The sequence below is a fragment of the Gemmatimonadota bacterium genome, assembly GCA_026705765.1.
Lineage (GTDB): Bacteria > Latescibacterota > UBA2968 > UBA2968 > UBA2968 > VXRD01.
Window position 1 is genome coordinate 95799 of sequence record JAPPAB010000055.1, and the last position, 16985, is coordinate 112783.

The following is a 16985-nucleotide window of genomic DNA, read 5'->3' on the forward strand; positions in this document are numbered from 1 at the left end:
GATACTTATGAATATTCGCTATTGGATACACTTCCTTCTATTTTTCTGCTTTATCGGACCTGTCTCCGCCGAAGACACGGACCTGGACGCCGTATATCTCAAAGCCCAGGCGCTCGGACGAAAAACCCTGATCAAAGAAGCACTCAACACATTAAACGAAGCCGTGCCGAGTTCTGCGGACTCCACCTTGCTACTGGCCCGTATCGGCCATCTCTATCTCCGACTCCAACTGCCCGACAGCGCCGAAGCCGCATTTGTTCGCGCCCTGAAAAACGACCCGCATCAGGGAGACGCCCATCTGGGAATGGGGCGCGTACTCCTGGAATATCGCAACAAACTCAAGCGCGCGACCTCCCACCTCGAAAAGGCGATACAGGCCGACTCCAACCGCGCTGAAAGCCGCGAAGTCCTCGGCAGAACCTATCTGGCGCGAGGGAAAGAAAAAGACGCAATAGAAGCGGCCAACAAAGCCCTTCAAATCAACCCCCGCTATGGCCCCACCCACCTGTTGCTGGCGCGTCTTTATCGCAAAAAAGGCGATATCCACCAGGCACTATCCCACTACAACACCTACCTGTCCCACGGCGCGCAGGACGAAACACCCGCACTTGAATTTGCCCTTGAATTCCTGGCCGAAAAACGCTACAACGTCGTAACCCAGATTGCCGCGCACATGACCGATGCGCGAAGACTTCCGCTATTGGCGCAAGTGCTACTGGCCTCGCGGCGTTATGAAGACGCCCTATCCGTATTTCAAAAATATCTGGAAACCCTATCGCCACAGGAAAAAGCAATCTATGAAGACATCTCCCTGATCGCCACCCCGGAGGAAATCGCATCGTATCGCGCGATCTCAAACGAAGACCTGGACGCCTTTCTGAACGCCTTCTGGATTCGCAAAGACCCCTTTGGCACAACCGGAGGAAGCCAGAGACGCGCAGAACACTACCGCCGCGTCTGGCATGCGCGAACCTTCTTCGGGCGTTACAAATATCCCTTTGACCAGCGAGGCGAAATCTATATCCGATACGGCGAACCGGACTACCGCTCAACCTGGCGAGCACCAAATGCCAGCATACCGATCCCCGTGCAGCGCATCCAGGAAAAACTGGCATTTCAACTCTACGGTCGCCCCGGCACAACCGCGACCTACACCGGACCCGTATTTCCCGTCCGCATCGCGCTTCGAAATGTCGAAAGCAACCTCCCCCTCGAAGAAGACGACGGCACCCTCGGCTTGCGCGGGTGGAAACCCGTCACAGCCGGAAACGATTTCTCCAGCGTACCCTGGGAAGTGTGGATCTATCCCGACATCAACCACGGCATAGAAGTCGTATTCACCGACGAAATGCACACCAATATCTACAACTATGCACCCGTGCCCTCCATCGACAGAGAAGACGCTTATGACGTCGCTTCCCGCGGGTCCCCACTCAGATTCCTCAGACTCATGAACGACTTCTCGCCCGCATCGCAAGTCGCAGAAGCAGCGGCAAAAAAACCCGAACGCTACGACACATCCGACCTCGATCCCCTCAACTTTTATTACGAAGCCCTGTCGTTCCGCGGGGAAAATGGCAAAACAGACCTCCAGATCAACATCGGCCTCCCAATAGATGAAGTCGCAATGTCCAACGACCCGGACACCACAGTCGTAGTCGAACGCCGCATCGCCCTCGTCGATGATCAGAATCGCGAAGCAAAACGCCTTCGGGAAGACGTCGCCATACCCCTTCCCCCAGGACTCCGCGGAAAAAGCCTGATCGCCAGAGACCGCATCGACATACCCCTATCCCCCGGCGAATACGACCTCGCCGTGCAAATGTGGCGAATTCACACCAACCGCCTGGGCAATTATCGAGAAAAAGTTCGCCTGCACGACTTTTCCGGTGACAGCTTGATGCTCAGCGATCTACAAATCGCACAGCATATTGAAGAACCGACTTCCGTATCCCAGGACCAGAGCGACACCCTGCCTGCGCGCGACAAATGGCGCATCACCACATCGCCGTCCCGCACCTTTTTCTCCGGCACCCCAATATTCGTCTATTTTGAAATTTACAACCTGACGCGAGACACCTTTGGGCAAACGCGCTACGAAGTCGCCTTTGCAGTTGCCCCGGAAAAAGGCCACGAACTCGCCTCGCAACCCAGAATACGGCGAAGAGATGGGGAACTGATCACCGTACAATACGCACAAACGGGCCGCGAACTCTGGATCGCCGACTACGTCGAACTGGACATCGGCCGCGTTGAACCCGGGCGGTACCGCTTGCTCATGACAGTCAAAGACCTCAACAGTGCCCAGATCGCTATTCGGGAAAGCATATTCCGAATAGGAAATCGGTAAGCAACGCCAGCCCCCAGCCCCTCCCTTTTCATGTCCGCACAACAAACATATCCAATTGCAGATTCGCCAGATCCTGCGAACAAAGGGGTCACTGTCCGATCGCTGATCTTCGGATTTGTGCTGGTTGTTACAATCAACGCACTGGCCACAGTCGCGCGATACATCATGCACAGCTCTTTCATGGCATACAGTCACATGCCCATGGGCAATCTGATGCTCACACTGCTGTGTTTGATCGTCTGCAGTGTGCTCGCGCGGTACTTTGGCAAACGCTTTGCCTTTTCCCCGAGCGAATGGCTCGCGATCTTTTCAATGGGCTTCATCTGTTCGCTCGGTCCCACCTACGGCGTAAGCGGATATCTGGTCGGCGTCATCGTAACCCCCTACTATTTTTCCTCGCCCGAAAACCGGTGGGCAGAGTTTTTACACCCGCACCTCCCCGAATGGATCATACCGTCCAATCGCGATGGCGCAATGAACTGGTTCTACGACGGCTTGCCCGCCGGTGCGCCCGTACCCTGGTCTGTCTGGCTCGGTCCCCTCTTCTGGTGGTTCACCTTTATATGTGCAGTGGCACTCGCCTGTTTTTGTGCCTCGGTCATCATGCGCAAACAATGGGCGGAATACGAAAAACTGGTCTATCCCGCCATGGAACCCATCGTCGAACTGACCACACAGCCCGGCACGGGACGGACCTATTTGCCCGAGTTTATGCAGGGACGGATGTTCTGGACCGGATTTGGCGTGGTAGGCGTGATATTCGTCTGGAACATCATCGCGTGGTTTCATCCCGCGCTGCCAAAATTTCCAACCGCCGCTGGCACCTGGGTGCCCATTGGCCGGAACTTTCCGCCGCAATGGGTATTCATAAGCACCGTGGGAATATGCTTTTCGTATTTTGCGAGCCTGGAATTATTGTTCAGCATGTGGCTCTTTGATCTCATATTCATCGTAGAATCCGGCATCCTCGACCAACTGGGCATAGCGGCCTTTAACCGCTACTACGCCTCCAAACGCTACCTCTGGCAAACAACGGGCGCATTTGTCGCCCTATCTCTGTGGTGGGTGTGGATAGCGCGGGCGCATCTAAAAGAGGCATTTCAAAAAGCCCTCCATCCAAAAAGCGAGCACATAGACGACAGCCGAGAACTCATATCCTATCGCGCAGCCTTCTGCGGCCTCGCCGCTTCAGTCGCCTACGCACTGGTCTGGCTGTCCGCAGCGGGCATGGCGTGGAAAGTCCTCGCCATCCTGTTGCCATTCATGTTCTTGACCTACGGTGCCTTATCGAAAATCCTGGCCGATTCCGGACTTATTTACGTCATGGCACCATCCAGGGCCTGGACACTGACAACCGCGCTTATGGGCGGTGCCCGCGCCATCCCAGCAGCATCTCATGCCCTGATCTATCCGGCATCTGTCGCCATCGATCACTTCCGCGGATTTACCTTTTCCGTGGGCACGCACCTCAACCGCCTGTCCGACTTCATCACCGGCAACAAACGCCCCCTCTTCGGCGGCCTCTGCGTGGCTTTTGTGGTCGGCATCGTCTCATCCACTCTCTTTACAATCTGGCTGGGCTATCGCATTGGCGGGTACAATTTCTCGCCAAACTGGCTCATCATTCGCGCGGGCATAGGCGGATATCAAAATTCCGTCAACGCGATCATCTCGCCGCAACCGATGGAAGAGATCGACTACGGGTTCTTTCTCATCGGCGCATTCGCCATGTACGCCCTGTTATTCCTGCGATACCAATTCACCTGGTGGCCCCTGCACCCCATTGGCCTCGCCCTATCGGGCACCGGACTCGCCCGCCTCACCAGCTTCACCATCTTTGTCGCCTGGCTCATCAAATTCACATTATTGCGCATTGGCGGAGCGCCCTTTTACCGCCGCTCAAAACCATTTTTCATCGGCATGCTCGTGGCATACGTCCTGTCAACCGCACTCGGCCTCGTCGTAGATGCAATCTGGTTCATGCCCCAGGGACACACCGTTCACAAATGGTATTGATCGAAACTATTGCTGCATAAAACTGTATAAAGGTAATAACCTGGATTATTCAAACGTGTGCCAATAGGAGGATGACATGACTGGCAAGAACCGTTGGTTGGTGCTCTGGATCTTCTTATTTCCGCAACTCCTGTGGGCACTTGAGGATCAGCAGACACTTGATGCAGCGCAGTATGAAATGGCGCTGAATTACGCAAAGGACTATCGGTATAAGCCAATTTTGGAGATTATTGAACAATTACCTGCAAGTCACGCGGACAAGGACAATTGGTTACCTCTTCAGGCACAAGCCTATGCAGCCCTGGGTGATGTAAAGGTGGCTGATTATTTATTTCAAAAGTTCCTGCGTATGATACCAGAAGATGAGCGCAGATATTACGAGGACATCACATTGATGATGTCGCCTGAAGAACAGAATACCTTTAGCAGCTTAAAAGAAGAAGAACGAGGCCAGTTCATAAACGAATTTTGGAAAAAGCGAGATCCCTTATTGAGTGCAGGGGCTAATATCAGAAAAGTAGAACACTATAGAAGAGTATGGTATGCACGCCAGTTTTTTAATGGGAAACACCCCTGGGATCGGCGCGGCGAGGTGTATATCAAGTTTGGTGAACCGGATTACAAATTTGGCGGGAGTTATGGAGGCAGAGTTCCTCCCCTATCTGTTGAATTTTTAAAAGAAAGATTGGCTTACGAACTTGCTTTGAATTTGCAAAGGGCTAATCGCGTAGAGCAAGTTCCCGAATGGAACACCTTGAAGCGCAAGCAGAGCAAAGGTGCCCTGACAGATCCCATTTATCCCATAGATCGCCATCCCGATGGTTCGCCCAGATTTCCCTGGGAATCGTGGATTTATCTCGGTATTGGCAAAGGCATAGAAATTGTATTTACAGATCACTTCATGAATGGCAGTTGGGATTATCCAATCCCTCCTAAGAGTCCTCTTTTAGCAGTAGCGTCGCAAAATTTCCATCCTCAAGTTATTATTGGGCACCATGCCAAAGAGACACCTGATTTTTATAATGGAATACCCGGCACTGAAATTTTGAACTTTTACTATGATCTGGCAACATTCCGGGGAAAGGACCTCGAAACAGATCAGAATATTTATCTCGGATTATTGCCAAAGGATATTTTTGCCCAAAATGATACCTCAACAACCGCTGCACTTATTAACTGGACAGCATCTCTCGTGAATGACGAAGGCACGGTCATCAACAGCGCTCAACACACTGTATCTTTGTCAAGTATGCAAAGTGGTATCGCTATTGATGCGATGTCTCTTAAAGCTTTACCGGGAGATTATCGGCTCATCGTTCATCTCACAGATCAAAATTCTGGAAAATGGGGGTTCTATCAACAGCAAATTCACATTCCGAATTATGCTGTCGATTCACTGAGCATAAGCGATATTGAAATGGCCTATCACATCTTCACTGAACCCCAATCATACAAGTTTCAAAAGGGCGATGTTTGGGTCATTCCTATGCCCACGCGAAATTATCTGAGAAATCAGGCAGTCAATATTTATTATGAAATTTACAATTTGCAAAAAGATACATTTGGACAAACGAAATTCCGCATTAAATACACGATCTGGGAAGATGTACGAAAAAATGCCAGTCTATTGGGCAGCATATCATCTTTCCTGGGTAAATTAGTTACCGACAAAAAGCCAGAGATCTCGATTAGTTCTGACTATAATGGAAACAGCGCCACTGAGCCGATATATATTGAATTGGATACAAAAAAATTAAAACCGGGCCTATATCAGCTTGCAGTTGAGGTTCATGATTTGATAAGCCAGCAAACAAGCTCTCAAGAGGCCCTTTTTATTTTAAATAAAAATGAAATCAATGAACGCGTAACAAAGCGAGAAGAAGAATCTCTTTCAGATAGATACCAAAGGGCCATAGAAAGAAGTATGGAACAATAATTCAGAGGTGTATTCATTTCTCTATTCGCAAATATGGCTATATCATGTCGAGATTTATTCCCTTGCTTTCAGATATACGCTTTGCTAATTTATTTCACCTTGTCATCGTTTAATTTTACTTTATACACTTGTGGGCTTGTGAAGTGGGGTAGCTGTGTGGTATTACCAAGAATATCAAAGTAAAAACGGTCGGCTTCCTGTCACTGACTGGTATCAGAGATTATCTCCGAACAACAAATCGCGCCTTAAACGATTTTTGCGTATTGTAAAACAACTTTCTCAACCTCAAAGACCTTACTTTGACAAATTTCAAGCACTGCACGAAGCGCGTTGGCCCGGTGAACACCGCGTACCACATCGAATATTCTGTTACTTTCCATCGTTAAGGCGAGTAACATTTTTGTGTGGTTTTACTCATAAAGACAACATATATAAACCACCAAACGCATATAAGACAGCGGTAACACGTCACTCCGAAATACAAAGAGGAGAAGCTCATGAACTTGAATTCAAGCTCTGAACTTTGGGAAGAACTACAAGATAAGGAATATCGGGAAGGTTACGTCGAAGGACAGTTTGAAATTGAGGTACCTTTCCAAATCCGAGCACTTCGGAGGGCGAGAGGGTGGACACAAGCGGATCTTGCAAAGAACAGTGGCATTCCCGAGAGCCAAATAGCCGAATTGGAGGACCCTGATAGTGACCCACCATCAGTACAAATATTGCACAAGCTTTGTGCAGCATTTGATGTGGGACTGCTTGTTCAATTTGTCTCATTCAGCGAGTTAGTCCGCCGAGAATCAGAATTTGATCCAGAAACCTTTAACGTTGTAAGCTTTTCAGATGACAACATCGATGCAGAGCCACAAACTGCGGCTATATCCACAATGGTGCCATAGGGACGCACTCAAACCAGCAACCCGGTCTGAGGAATAATCTCAGACGTTGGTAAATAAGGCAGACTTGTTCGCACGGATCATCAAATCGCGACCTGGACTGCCTTTTTTATAAAGGTTAGTAGCCTTAATTTTATTTGGCAGAAGTTGTCTTTTTATGCATAATAGTGTTTGAATTTTGGATTATCCGCCTTTTTGAAAGGACCCTCCATGTATCGTCGCATCGGATGGTTGGCATTAATCGGGATTGTCGTATTTGGGTTTGGCGCAATCATCTCAGGACCCGATACGGTTGACCCATTGCTGCGCAATGTGCTGGGATTGCAAACCCCCGAACCCGTAGAACCAGCCCCAGTGCCGGGAGCCGAAGTCGTAGCAGATCGCGTAAAGCGCAAAATCACAGAAGCAGAAGTACGCGCATTAATGGCGACCTTTACCCAATACAAATCCCGCGTACCGGGCTATCCGGGACACGATGCCGCCGCGCAATTCATCGAACAACGCTTCCGAGCACTCGGCTTAAAAAATGTAGAAACAGAAACCTATGGCGTAACCTCACCCGTAGATGAAGGCAGCCAACTGACCATCGTCTCCTCTGGCGAAATCTTTCCGCTCTACGGGCTATGGCCCAACCTGGTCAAAACCACCACCCTGCCACCGGGCGGCATACGAACGCGCCTGATCGACGGCGGCGACGGCGAATTTAAAGCCTACGACGGCAAAGACGTGGAAAACACCGTCGTCCTCCTGAACTTCAACACCTGGAACAAATGGCTCAACGCCGCAGTCCTGGGCGCAAAACAAATCATCTTCATCGCCCCAGATACCACATCCTATACACAGGCCGAAACAAAATTCTTGCAAGTACCCAACACCGTAGAGCGATTCTGGATCGACCGCGAACACGGCGAGAAATTACGCACGTTGTTGGCAGACCAGGGCGAAATAGAAGTACAACTCGAATCCCGGATGCCCTGGAAGAAAGACGACGTCGCCAACGTACTGGGCTGGGTTGAAGGATCAGACCCGGAAATGAGCAAAAAAATCGTCGTCATCAACGCCTACTACGACGCCATGTCTGTCGTACCCGCACAGGCACCCGGTGCTGAAATGGCGTGTGGCATTGTCGCACTCATGCGTCTGGCAGAATACTTTCAAGCACATCGCCCCAAATACACCGTCCTCTTCCTCGCATCATCCGCACACCACCTGGGATTCCGGGGCATCTGCGACTTCCTGAACCGGCACTCGCGCAAAGAAGAACACTTTGCCGCACTCATGACCGAACCCATTGACATCGACCTGTTCATCGGATTGGACCTCTCCAGCCAGACAGACGAAATAGGCGTATCAACCCAGACCGCCGGGTTTGGCGTCAACACAGCGGTCAATTATTTCTCCACGCGATTCTTTGCCACATTTAGCAAATCCTTTGTACGCTATGCAACCGCCATTGCCGAAGGCATGGGCGTACCTTCAAAAGACGTCATGGTCGATGGGATCAACCCCAAAGGCGGCATGACCTGGGACATGTACATCCCCGGCGAAAATATCAAAAGCGACAGCGAAGTCGTACTCTATGCGGGCACCCCCGCACTCTCATTGACAACCATAAACGACGCGCGATTCCGCGTAGATACCCCTCTAGACCGGGCAGAGTACATAAACTACGCCAACCTGACCAAACAGATTCGCGTACTCGCGGGCATGCTGGATCTGTCCTTCAACGATCGGGAATTTTTACCCGATTACAAACTGGATCCCACCGACCGCATGCGCGGCCTCAAAGGATATGTGCGCACCTTCCCTCGGCGCAGCATCACACCCGATAAATCGCGACCAGGTGCAATAGCCGCCATGCGCATGGGCCTGGAAAAATCAATCAAAGGCGTGCGGCGCATTTACTACGATCTCGCAGACGAAAACGGCGAATACTATATCCCGGGCGTGGCAGAGCGCCGCGTACACGTGCGGGCGTACTATATCGATCCCCACAGCGGCGAAATCACGTACGCGCCCAACCAGGGGCGGCAGGGCAAAATCTACAGCGGCCATTTCAACATGAACTGGTGGATCACAAAACAAACCGTCATCCTGTTCCCCTGCGTGGCAACCGATTTCTACGACACAGTCGATCCCCGGTATCTGAACACCTTATCCGACATCAGCGTCTATGGTGCGGGCAATACCGCACCGCAAGAATACGGTTATGACATCGGATTTGGGCCAGACGAACCCGTCGGCGTAGTCTATACATCCCCGGGAGAAAAAGTAAAAATAGCCATGCGCGCAGGCGCAATCGGCGTGCGCTATTTGCTACTCAACTCAAAAAGCGCCGATAACGAGTGGGATGCCCGGGGCGAGGGATTTCAAACCCTCTCATCGGGCTCCTTAATCCGCACGCCCTATCAGGCGGCGCGAGATATGTGGATGCTGAACGAGTCGCGCATGCGAAAACTGCGCCAGTACTCAATTGAAAATCAGCGACTGGAAGTATTGCACGCGCAGGCCAAACAACACTTAGATGAAGCAGAAACCGCACTGAAAGAAAAACAATGGGATGCCTTTGTAAAACACACACGCGCGGGCATGGGCATTGAATCGCGGGCATACCCAGACGTAAAAACAACCCAAAACGACGTCATCCGCGGCGTAATTTTCTTCATGCTCCTGGTCATCCCCTGTGCGTTTTTCCTCGAACGGTTGATCTTTACCTTCTCCGATATTCGCATGCAAATCGGCGGGATCGGCGCGGTCTTTCTGGTCATTTGGATATTCCTCTCACAGGTACACCCCGCATTTGACCTCTCCAATCCCTTTGTAATCTTACTCGCTTTTGTCATCCTGGCACTGGCGATCTTTGTCATCTCGATTCTATCGGGCCGGTTCAACGAAAATATCCGACGACTCCGCAGCGCCGAAGTATTATTGCACGAAACCGACGTGGGGCGCATCAGCGCATCCGTGGCGGCATTCCAACTGGGCATTGCCAACATGAAAAAGCGCAAAATGCGCACATGGCTGACATTTGCAACCCTGGTCCTGCTCACCTTTACCGTGCTATCCTTTACCTCTATCAAATCGGCACTGGAATTTCACCAGCTTCACCGCGATGTGGAAGGTCCATATCCCGGCATACTGATCAGAAGCAAATTCTGGGGACCACTGGAAGACACGGCTTATGATTATGCGCGGATAAATTTCAAAGACAGAGGCACCGTAACGCCTCGAAGCTGGTATATTGCGACAAGAGAAGACAAAAAATCAAAAGCCGTGGTGCGTTATGGAGAGAAAAATTCCCGCGTCCAGGGGATCCTGGGACTGGCGCCAGAAGAAGCCCAGGTAACGCAGATCGATACCCTGCTGCGGATCGGACGCTGGTTTCAACCGGGCGAGTCAGCCTGTATTTTGCCCGACCGAACAGCGGAACTCCTGGGCATAACAGAACAGGACATCGGCAAAGCGCACATTCGCCTCTTTGGCAAACAACTCACAGTAATCGGGCTGATCAACTCTGAAAAAATGCGTCGATTTGTCGATCTGGATGAAGAAATCTTAACACCGGCAGATTTTCAAGTCACCGAAGACGAGTTTATCACCGTCATGTCGCAGACTGAAACCCGCGAGCGGCAGGGATTGGAACGCCCCGAAGTCGAGACCGTGCCATTTGAGCATCTGGACCCCGATGATACGCTGATCGTATCCTATGCCCTGCTGCGCGATGTGGGCAGTCCATTGCAATCCGTGGCCGTGCGATTTCAAGAAGAAGTGAATGTCGAAGCCGAGATCAAATCATTTCTATCCCGGTTATCCGTGGTATTATTCGCCGGCATCCCGACAGCAGATGGCGGCATACGCGTCGCGGTTTACAGTTCACTGGGCGATACGTCTTTGCAAGGCATGGCCAATTTGTTTATCCCCATTCTGGTCGCTGCGCTGATCGTACTCAATACCATGATGGGATCGGTGTACGAGCGATTCCGCGAAATCGGCATTTATTCTTCCGTGGGATTAGCACCCGTACACATCGCCTTCTTATTTATAGCCGAGGCCTGTGTTTACGCTGTTTTGGGAACCGTTGCCGGATATCTTTTGGGACAAAGCGTCGTCAAAATTTTACTGTGGCTGGATGCCCTGCAGGGACTTACTGTGAACTACTCGGCACTCTCAACCGTGACCTCCTCCATGCTGGTCATGCTGGTGGTTCTACTCTCATCAATCTATCCCGCGCGCCAGGCATCACTCCTGGCCGTGCCCGACGTAACGCGCCGCTGGAAATTCCCCGATCCCGAAGGCGACCGCTGGCATTTTGAATTTCCATTTACCGTAGGCGGCAAAGACGTATTTGGCCTATCCGTATTCCTCGTCGATTATTTTCAAGCGCACGCAGGTGAGAGCCTGGGCACATTTTACACAGATGGCGCGCGATTCGGCGCGGTTGAAACCGAAACCGGACAGGGGCACACAATTGACACAACAATCTGGCTGGCACCTTATGATCTGGGCGTAAGCCAGCAAGTGCATTTTGAAGCTTTACCCACAGGCGAGTACAATATTTTTGCCATGACATTGACCATAGATCGGCTCTCTGGCGACGCCTCATCATGGCGGCGCGTCAACCAGAATTTTATGAACGCGCTGCGCAAACAATTCCTCATCTGGCGCACCGTCGCACCAGAAGATAAAGCGCAGTACACAGAAAAAGGACAGATGATACTCGCCGGGGCTACAGTCTAATATGGAACTTTTTTTCTGAAAAAACGTTGACTTCTGAGATGATAAAGGGTATCTTTGCCCATGCATTAAGAATGTGTTGTTTTGTTTCCTGTACAATCGGCCTGAAAAGACGGTATGGCAAGAATCGAAACTTCTGATTCTTGCCTTTTTTTCGATTTTTTCGATCTGATAGTGCAATTTACGATGTAGAAAGGTGGTGAAGTACGTTGGCAGAAGGAAGAGTTAAGTGGTTTAACGACGCCAAGGGGTTCGGCTTTATCGAGCAAGAAGATGGCGAAGATGTTTTTGTCCATTTCTCTGCGATTCAATCTGAGGGCTTTAAGTCTTTGTCCGAAGGCGATGTCGTCGAATTTGAAATCACCCAGGGACCTAAGGGCCTCCAGGCGGCGAATGTCGTAAAGCAATAATCTGAAAATAAATTCAGAATTAACCAAAAAGCACCACCTCTTTTGAGATGGTGCTTTTTTTATACGCGCCTGATACAAAAATCCGAAAACCGTATCCAGTGGTCACCTTCCTCCGGACCATTATAGCACTGAATACTCACCTGATCATCCCCCGGAGGAGGCAATTCACCCGAAGCCGCAGTCTGAAACGCGGACTCACCCTCGGCGCGAAATTGCGCCTCCCATGTATTCGCGGTAACAACAAGCCGCAAACGAACGCTCTGCGTCGGCATCGGTTGCTTCCCTGGAATAATGTACAGATCGCCGTCAATGAGTTCCTTCACCTCTTTGAACACCGGTTCCCCATTGTGATACCACGTAATACCCGCCTGCTCGTATTGCTGCGTCGGCTCGCTGTGATTCGCGATCGTAACCTCGACCGCATAAGCACTCTCACCGCGGTCCGGCGCGGACCTGAGCAAAGCATTTTGCACCGTATCCTTCACACCGGGACGCACGCAAATCTCCAGACCCCCATCCCGAATCCGCCAATCATCGGGATGTTCCCGCAACCACGACCAGCCGCTATCCAGCCCACCGTCAAATGTATCCTGAAAAATGATTTGTCCATCGCTCATCATAAATCTCCTATCCTGAATGATCGGATAACTACGCGCGCTCATGGTCGATAAAATTCAAGTGTTCTTCAAGTATTTTCCTGACCCCTCCCCCGGATACCGACTCCTTATTGATACATTTTGAAGAAGTCAATTTTTGCGTATAATTAAACCCATCGCAAACCGCGACCTGTCAGAACTTTAATGAGATCGGACGATTAAAATGAAGAAATACCTTCTATCCTGTATTCTGCTCTTGTTATTCGGTTGCCGACCACAAGTCTCTGACGAACAAATCACAATCTGTTCTTTCAACATCAAATTCCTCGGACTCTACAAAAAGAAAGACAACGAAGCACTTGCCCAACTGGTCGGAAAATACGACATAATCGTCGTCCAGGAACTCGTTGCCCCACCTGATAATGGCCGATACTGCGATGGCACATCCTATAGCGAAGACCCTGAAGCCGATGCATTCTTCGATGCCATGAGCGCACAGGGCTTTGATTACTCCCTATCTTGTGAAGACACGGGAAGAGGCGAAAACATCCACAAAGCCGGATCGAGCACCGAATGGTCCGCAGTCTTTTACAAACCCAACAAACTGAAAATTGCCCATGACCTGCCCAATGGATACCTCGCAGAAGACCGCTCTGCCCATCCCGTATATCCCCGCGTGCCACACGCCCACAGCTTCCGCACACTGAATGGCAAAATGGATTTCGTCGTCATCAACGTCCATTTATCTCCCGGTCGAAACAAGAAAAAAGAACGCAAAGCCGGACTTTTGAGCATAGCCCAGTGGATTGACCGCCACGACGCACAGGAACAGGACTTCTACATCGTAGGAGATATGAACATCGAAAACGCCGCAGAACTTAAAGCAGTAACCCCGCGGGGATTTATCTCGCTCAACGACGAATGCCGAAAAACGAACACAGCAATCAAAAGCAGCAAACCCTATGACCACGTCATGTACCGCCCAGCCAGGTTAGACGAGATAGACGAGGCATTTGATTTTCAGGTCATCAACCTCATCGACCAGATGCGCAGCACCTGGCGAAGCTCCGAAACCTATCCCGGCGACCCGTACAATGGGAATCTATTTGCACAGCACTACTCGGACCATCATCCCGTGTTATTCCGCCTGAACATTCCGGGCAAGGATGACGACTGACATTGCCTGCTCTGATCAATCTCCCGGACAAAAAGGAAACGGGTAGAGAACACAACAATCCTCTACCCGTTTTTATGCCCACTCGCAACCCGCTCATGCATCTTCCGACAGAGCCGGAACCCGGGACTCGAAAAAATCGGACGCAAGCATAATTTGATCTTGCTGGCGCACCACAAGCCCCTTAACGCGGGGCAAATATTCATTAACCCATCGGGGATCGCTGCGCACGGCCTGCCGCGCCTGATCAAAATGGGTATAATCGCGATACGCCCAGATATGAACAACGCGATTTAACTTCCCAATATCGGTATAATACCACCCGGCAAGTTTGATACCATAATCTTCGCGCAAGGGAAGCGCCACATCGCGCACCGCATCCATATAGGCTTGCAAAGCACCGGGATTCAGGTCATAGGTACGCATATCGTAAATCATAGAAAATCTCCAAAAAGGGTGAAAAGGAATCACTCATGCCACACATAACACGAGAATTTCTGGTATTATAATTTAGTGAAAAATCCCACAAATACTCAGCTTTTTTATACCTCTCCATATTTTTGCACCAGAATCCATTTTTTTCCTCCAAATTTGACACCAAAAGCGTTTGCAGCCCGTCTAAGTGTTCAATCAGCTTAATACAGATCCCCATGAACACAACGACCGGGCCGAGATATCCCTTCACTCCAGCCCGGTCTTCGGGGGCGGCAAGGTAAATGGATTCCCTCCCTGCCGTCCCCTCATTTTTTTTCAACAACGCCCACATTCGACAAAATATGCCCCAGCACAACGATGCTGGGGCATTCTATTATTAAAAAAATTGGTTGCCCGACTGATGCACTCACTGAACTTTTTACCGTATGGGATCACTTTCCCATCTATCACATTCGCAGAAACAATAAGCACATTATCGCAATCGGACATAAGCCACAAAAACAATTACTTACTCAAAAACTACAACATCCCAATTATATCAAAAAGGCTCTGTACTATCACGAGCTTCTTAAAAAGGGGCATGTTCAATCTCAGAGAACACTTGCTCAACAGGTGGGAATCTCACAAACCAAAGTCCACTTGATTCTACAGTTACTCAAACTGGATGAGAAAATTAAAGATTTTATCTTGGGATTGGATGATGCAGACCCAAGGCTAAGTTTCCTGGCGGTCTATCGGTTGCAGCCGTTACTCCAGCTTAAAAGTAAGGAGAGACAAAGGAGAGAATTTTGGAAAATGATTGAGGAGCAATATCCAGACCAAATTAAACGGTCTGCGATACCCCTCCCGAATAAATAAACTCGGTGTTTATCGGTATTACTCTGTAGCGGTTTTGAAGTCACACATCGCGTAGATAGATATGTTCAACAATTAGTCCACCTATCTTCCTCATTCATGAACTGCTGGATGTCTTCTCCATAGCGCACTAAATACTCTCGATGTGCGCCCACTAAATTGTACTCAGAGTGAATTGGTGGACCTGCGTGGCTTGAATAGAAACGGCCAATAGGGAAGTATGACCGTAGCCAATAGATCCGGCGGCCATCTCCTTTTAGACTCACGATACGTGCGATGGAATTAGGGATACCTTGTACTGACTGGACTGCGGTTTGCTGGACAATTTCATCAAAAACATGCTGTTCTGCCTGATCGTGTGCCTTATTGCCTTGGGTAACGATCACATCGGGCTTAAGAATACGCAATTCCTTCCCGAGATAAGGACCACAATTCTGGTACACTCTGTAGGATTCTTGATTTGTTCCACCCGCGCTGGAACAACACTTCGCTGTTCTCACATGAACGAAGAGTTGCTCAATTATATTTGTACTTTGGTCCCCAGCATCTCCTGCTCGATCTAGTTCGATGAAGGGATGAAGAAGGCTCCGGACTGTCGTTGTTGTTCCCCGCCAGTGCGGATTCAACGTCTTCCTCTTTGTACTCTCCGCATTCTCTGCAGAAGAAAAATCTGGTTCTGGAGCGGACAAGGAGACAACCACGATACGGGGTATGCGATGGTCTCTGTAATTTCTGTTTTTATAATATTGGCTAACGGTAACGCCCTCTGTCCGCGCTAAAAAGTGAACGTTTTCTTGTGCGGCTTGGCAAGCATCCCGACAACTCTTTTTCTTTTTCTTAGGACAACGGTAGGCATCAAATATGGCGTCGAGGTTGCCAAGCGTAACAGGTATATTAGTAATAGGTGCTATACCAACGTCCTCGTAATACTGATTGAGTTTTCTTTGTATTTTATTCATAGCCAGAATTGCTCCGGTCAAGTCCAAAAAGTTCTGTAAAAAGGTAGCTTCGTGATAGGAGGCAGTGATTTTGTTTCAAGTACGTCATGTCCCGATAATTTCCGCATCTCGGACCCTCTCATTATTCTTAAAAATTTTGTCGTATAAGAAATTTGAGAGTAGGTTGAGAGCAACAGGACTGAAAATATAAATGACTATTCCATCGAGGATATCGAATCCACCAGATAGGTGAACCAAGTCTGGACATTCAGAATACGTTAATCCAAGCTCATCTCGACCAGCACATTTTGTACCTTTCGCTTTTAATATCTCCACAAGAGCAATCGACGCGATAGGGTAAGACATTTCATCTGCGTGTTGTATAGGGAGGAGTGCCATGTCGTAATGGTGCTTGATATTCTCCCAATCAATTTTTCGTAATGTGGGGTAATATTCATCTATCTTTGTCGATTGTTTATATATTAGACTCATTTGGTCCTCACTCGTTCAAATGGAACAGGATAATTAGGGTGAACCTTCTGCATTATACACTAAAACGGGTCAAGTCCCTGGCATGGGATGATTGGGTGAACCTTCTACACTATACACTCAAGCGGGGTAACTCCACAGGCATTAAGCAACTAA

At 49.7% G+C, this 16985-nt stretch carries 12 protein-coding genes; 8 read left to right on the forward strand and 4 right to left on the reverse strand.

The features are described 5' to 3' along the window. Window positions 1-7 precede the first annotated feature (7 nt). The 6 genes from OXH16_07500 (at window position 8) to OXH16_07525 (ending at window position 12342) form a co-directional block, all read left to right on the forward strand. Entirely contained in the window at window positions 8-2350 is a 2343-nt protein-coding gene (locus OXH16_07500; GenBank protein MCY3681226.1) for a GWxTD domain-containing protein, read from the forward strand. Between the two features lie 30 nt (window positions 2351-2380). Next, complete coding sequence (locus tag OXH16_07505) at window positions 2381-4366, forward strand: hypothetical protein (protein ID MCY3681227.1); 1986 nt, start codon at window positions 2381-2383, stop codon at window positions 4364-4366. 76 nt (window positions 4367-4442) lie between these two features. Continuing rightward, window positions 4443-6302 carry a GWxTD domain-containing protein gene (locus tag OXH16_07510; protein MCY3681228.1) on the forward strand — a complete coding sequence of 620 codons (1860 nt, stop codon included), beginning with the start codon at window positions 4443-4445 and terminating at the stop codon, window positions 6300-6302. Between the two features lie 497 nt (window positions 6303-6799). Then, window positions 6800-7201 (forward strand): helix-turn-helix transcriptional regulator, encoded by a 402-nt coding sequence (locus OXH16_07515; GenBank protein ID MCY3681229.1) that lies wholly within the window; start codon window positions 6800-6802, stop codon window positions 7199-7201. 207 nt (window positions 7202-7408) lie between these two features. Beyond that, complete coding sequence (locus OXH16_07520) at window positions 7409-11935, forward strand: hypothetical protein (GenBank protein MCY3681230.1); 4527 nt, start codon at window positions 7409-7411, stop codon at window positions 11933-11935. A gap of 206 nt (window positions 11936-12141) precedes the next feature. Beyond that, window positions 12142-12342 (forward strand): cold-shock protein, encoded by a 201-nt coding sequence (locus OXH16_07525; protein MCY3681231.1) that lies wholly within the window; start codon window positions 12142-12144, stop codon window positions 12340-12342. Window positions 12343-12401: 59 nt separating this feature from the next. On the opposite strand, the gene OXH16_07530 is transcribed toward OXH16_07525, so the two are convergent. After that, a complete protein-coding gene (locus tag OXH16_07530) occupies window positions 12402-12962 on the reverse strand; it encodes a hypothetical protein (protein ID MCY3681232.1) in 561 nt (186 codons plus the stop codon). Window positions 12963-13161: 199 nt separating this feature from the next. Here OXH16_07530 and OXH16_07535 point away from each other — a divergent pair, with 199 nt between their 5' ends. Continuing rightward, complete coding sequence (locus tag OXH16_07535; GenBank protein ID MCY3681233.1) at window positions 13162-14115, forward strand: hypothetical protein; 954 nt, start codon at window positions 13162-13164, stop codon at window positions 14113-14115. Window positions 14116-14208: 93 nt separating this feature from the next. Here the strand turns inward: OXH16_07535 and OXH16_07540 are convergent, their stop codons facing one another. After that, entirely contained in the window at window positions 14209-14550 is a 342-nt protein-coding gene (locus OXH16_07540) for an NIPSNAP family protein (protein ID MCY3681234.1), read from the reverse strand. Window positions 14551-14904: 354 nt separating this feature from the next. Between OXH16_07540 and OXH16_07545 the strand changes: the two genes are divergently transcribed. Beyond that, entirely contained in the window at window positions 14905-15405 is a 501-nt protein-coding gene (locus OXH16_07545) for a hypothetical protein (GenBank protein ID MCY3681235.1), read from the forward strand. Window positions 15406-15470: 65 nt separating this feature from the next. Here OXH16_07545 and OXH16_07550 read toward each other — a convergent pair whose 3' ends face one another. Together OXH16_07550 and OXH16_07555 are read right to left on the reverse strand one after the other, a co-directional pair. Beyond that, window positions 15471-16361: a hypothetical protein gene (locus OXH16_07550; protein ID MCY3681236.1), complete on the reverse strand. Its 891-nt coding sequence runs from the start codon at window positions 16359-16361 to the stop codon at window positions 15471-15473. Window positions 16362-16445: 84 nt separating this feature from the next. Continuing rightward, window positions 16446-16832 (reverse strand): hypothetical protein, encoded by a 387-nt coding sequence (locus OXH16_07555; protein MCY3681237.1) that lies wholly within the window; start codon window positions 16830-16832, stop codon window positions 16446-16448. Window positions 16833-16985: the final 153 nt, after the last annotated feature.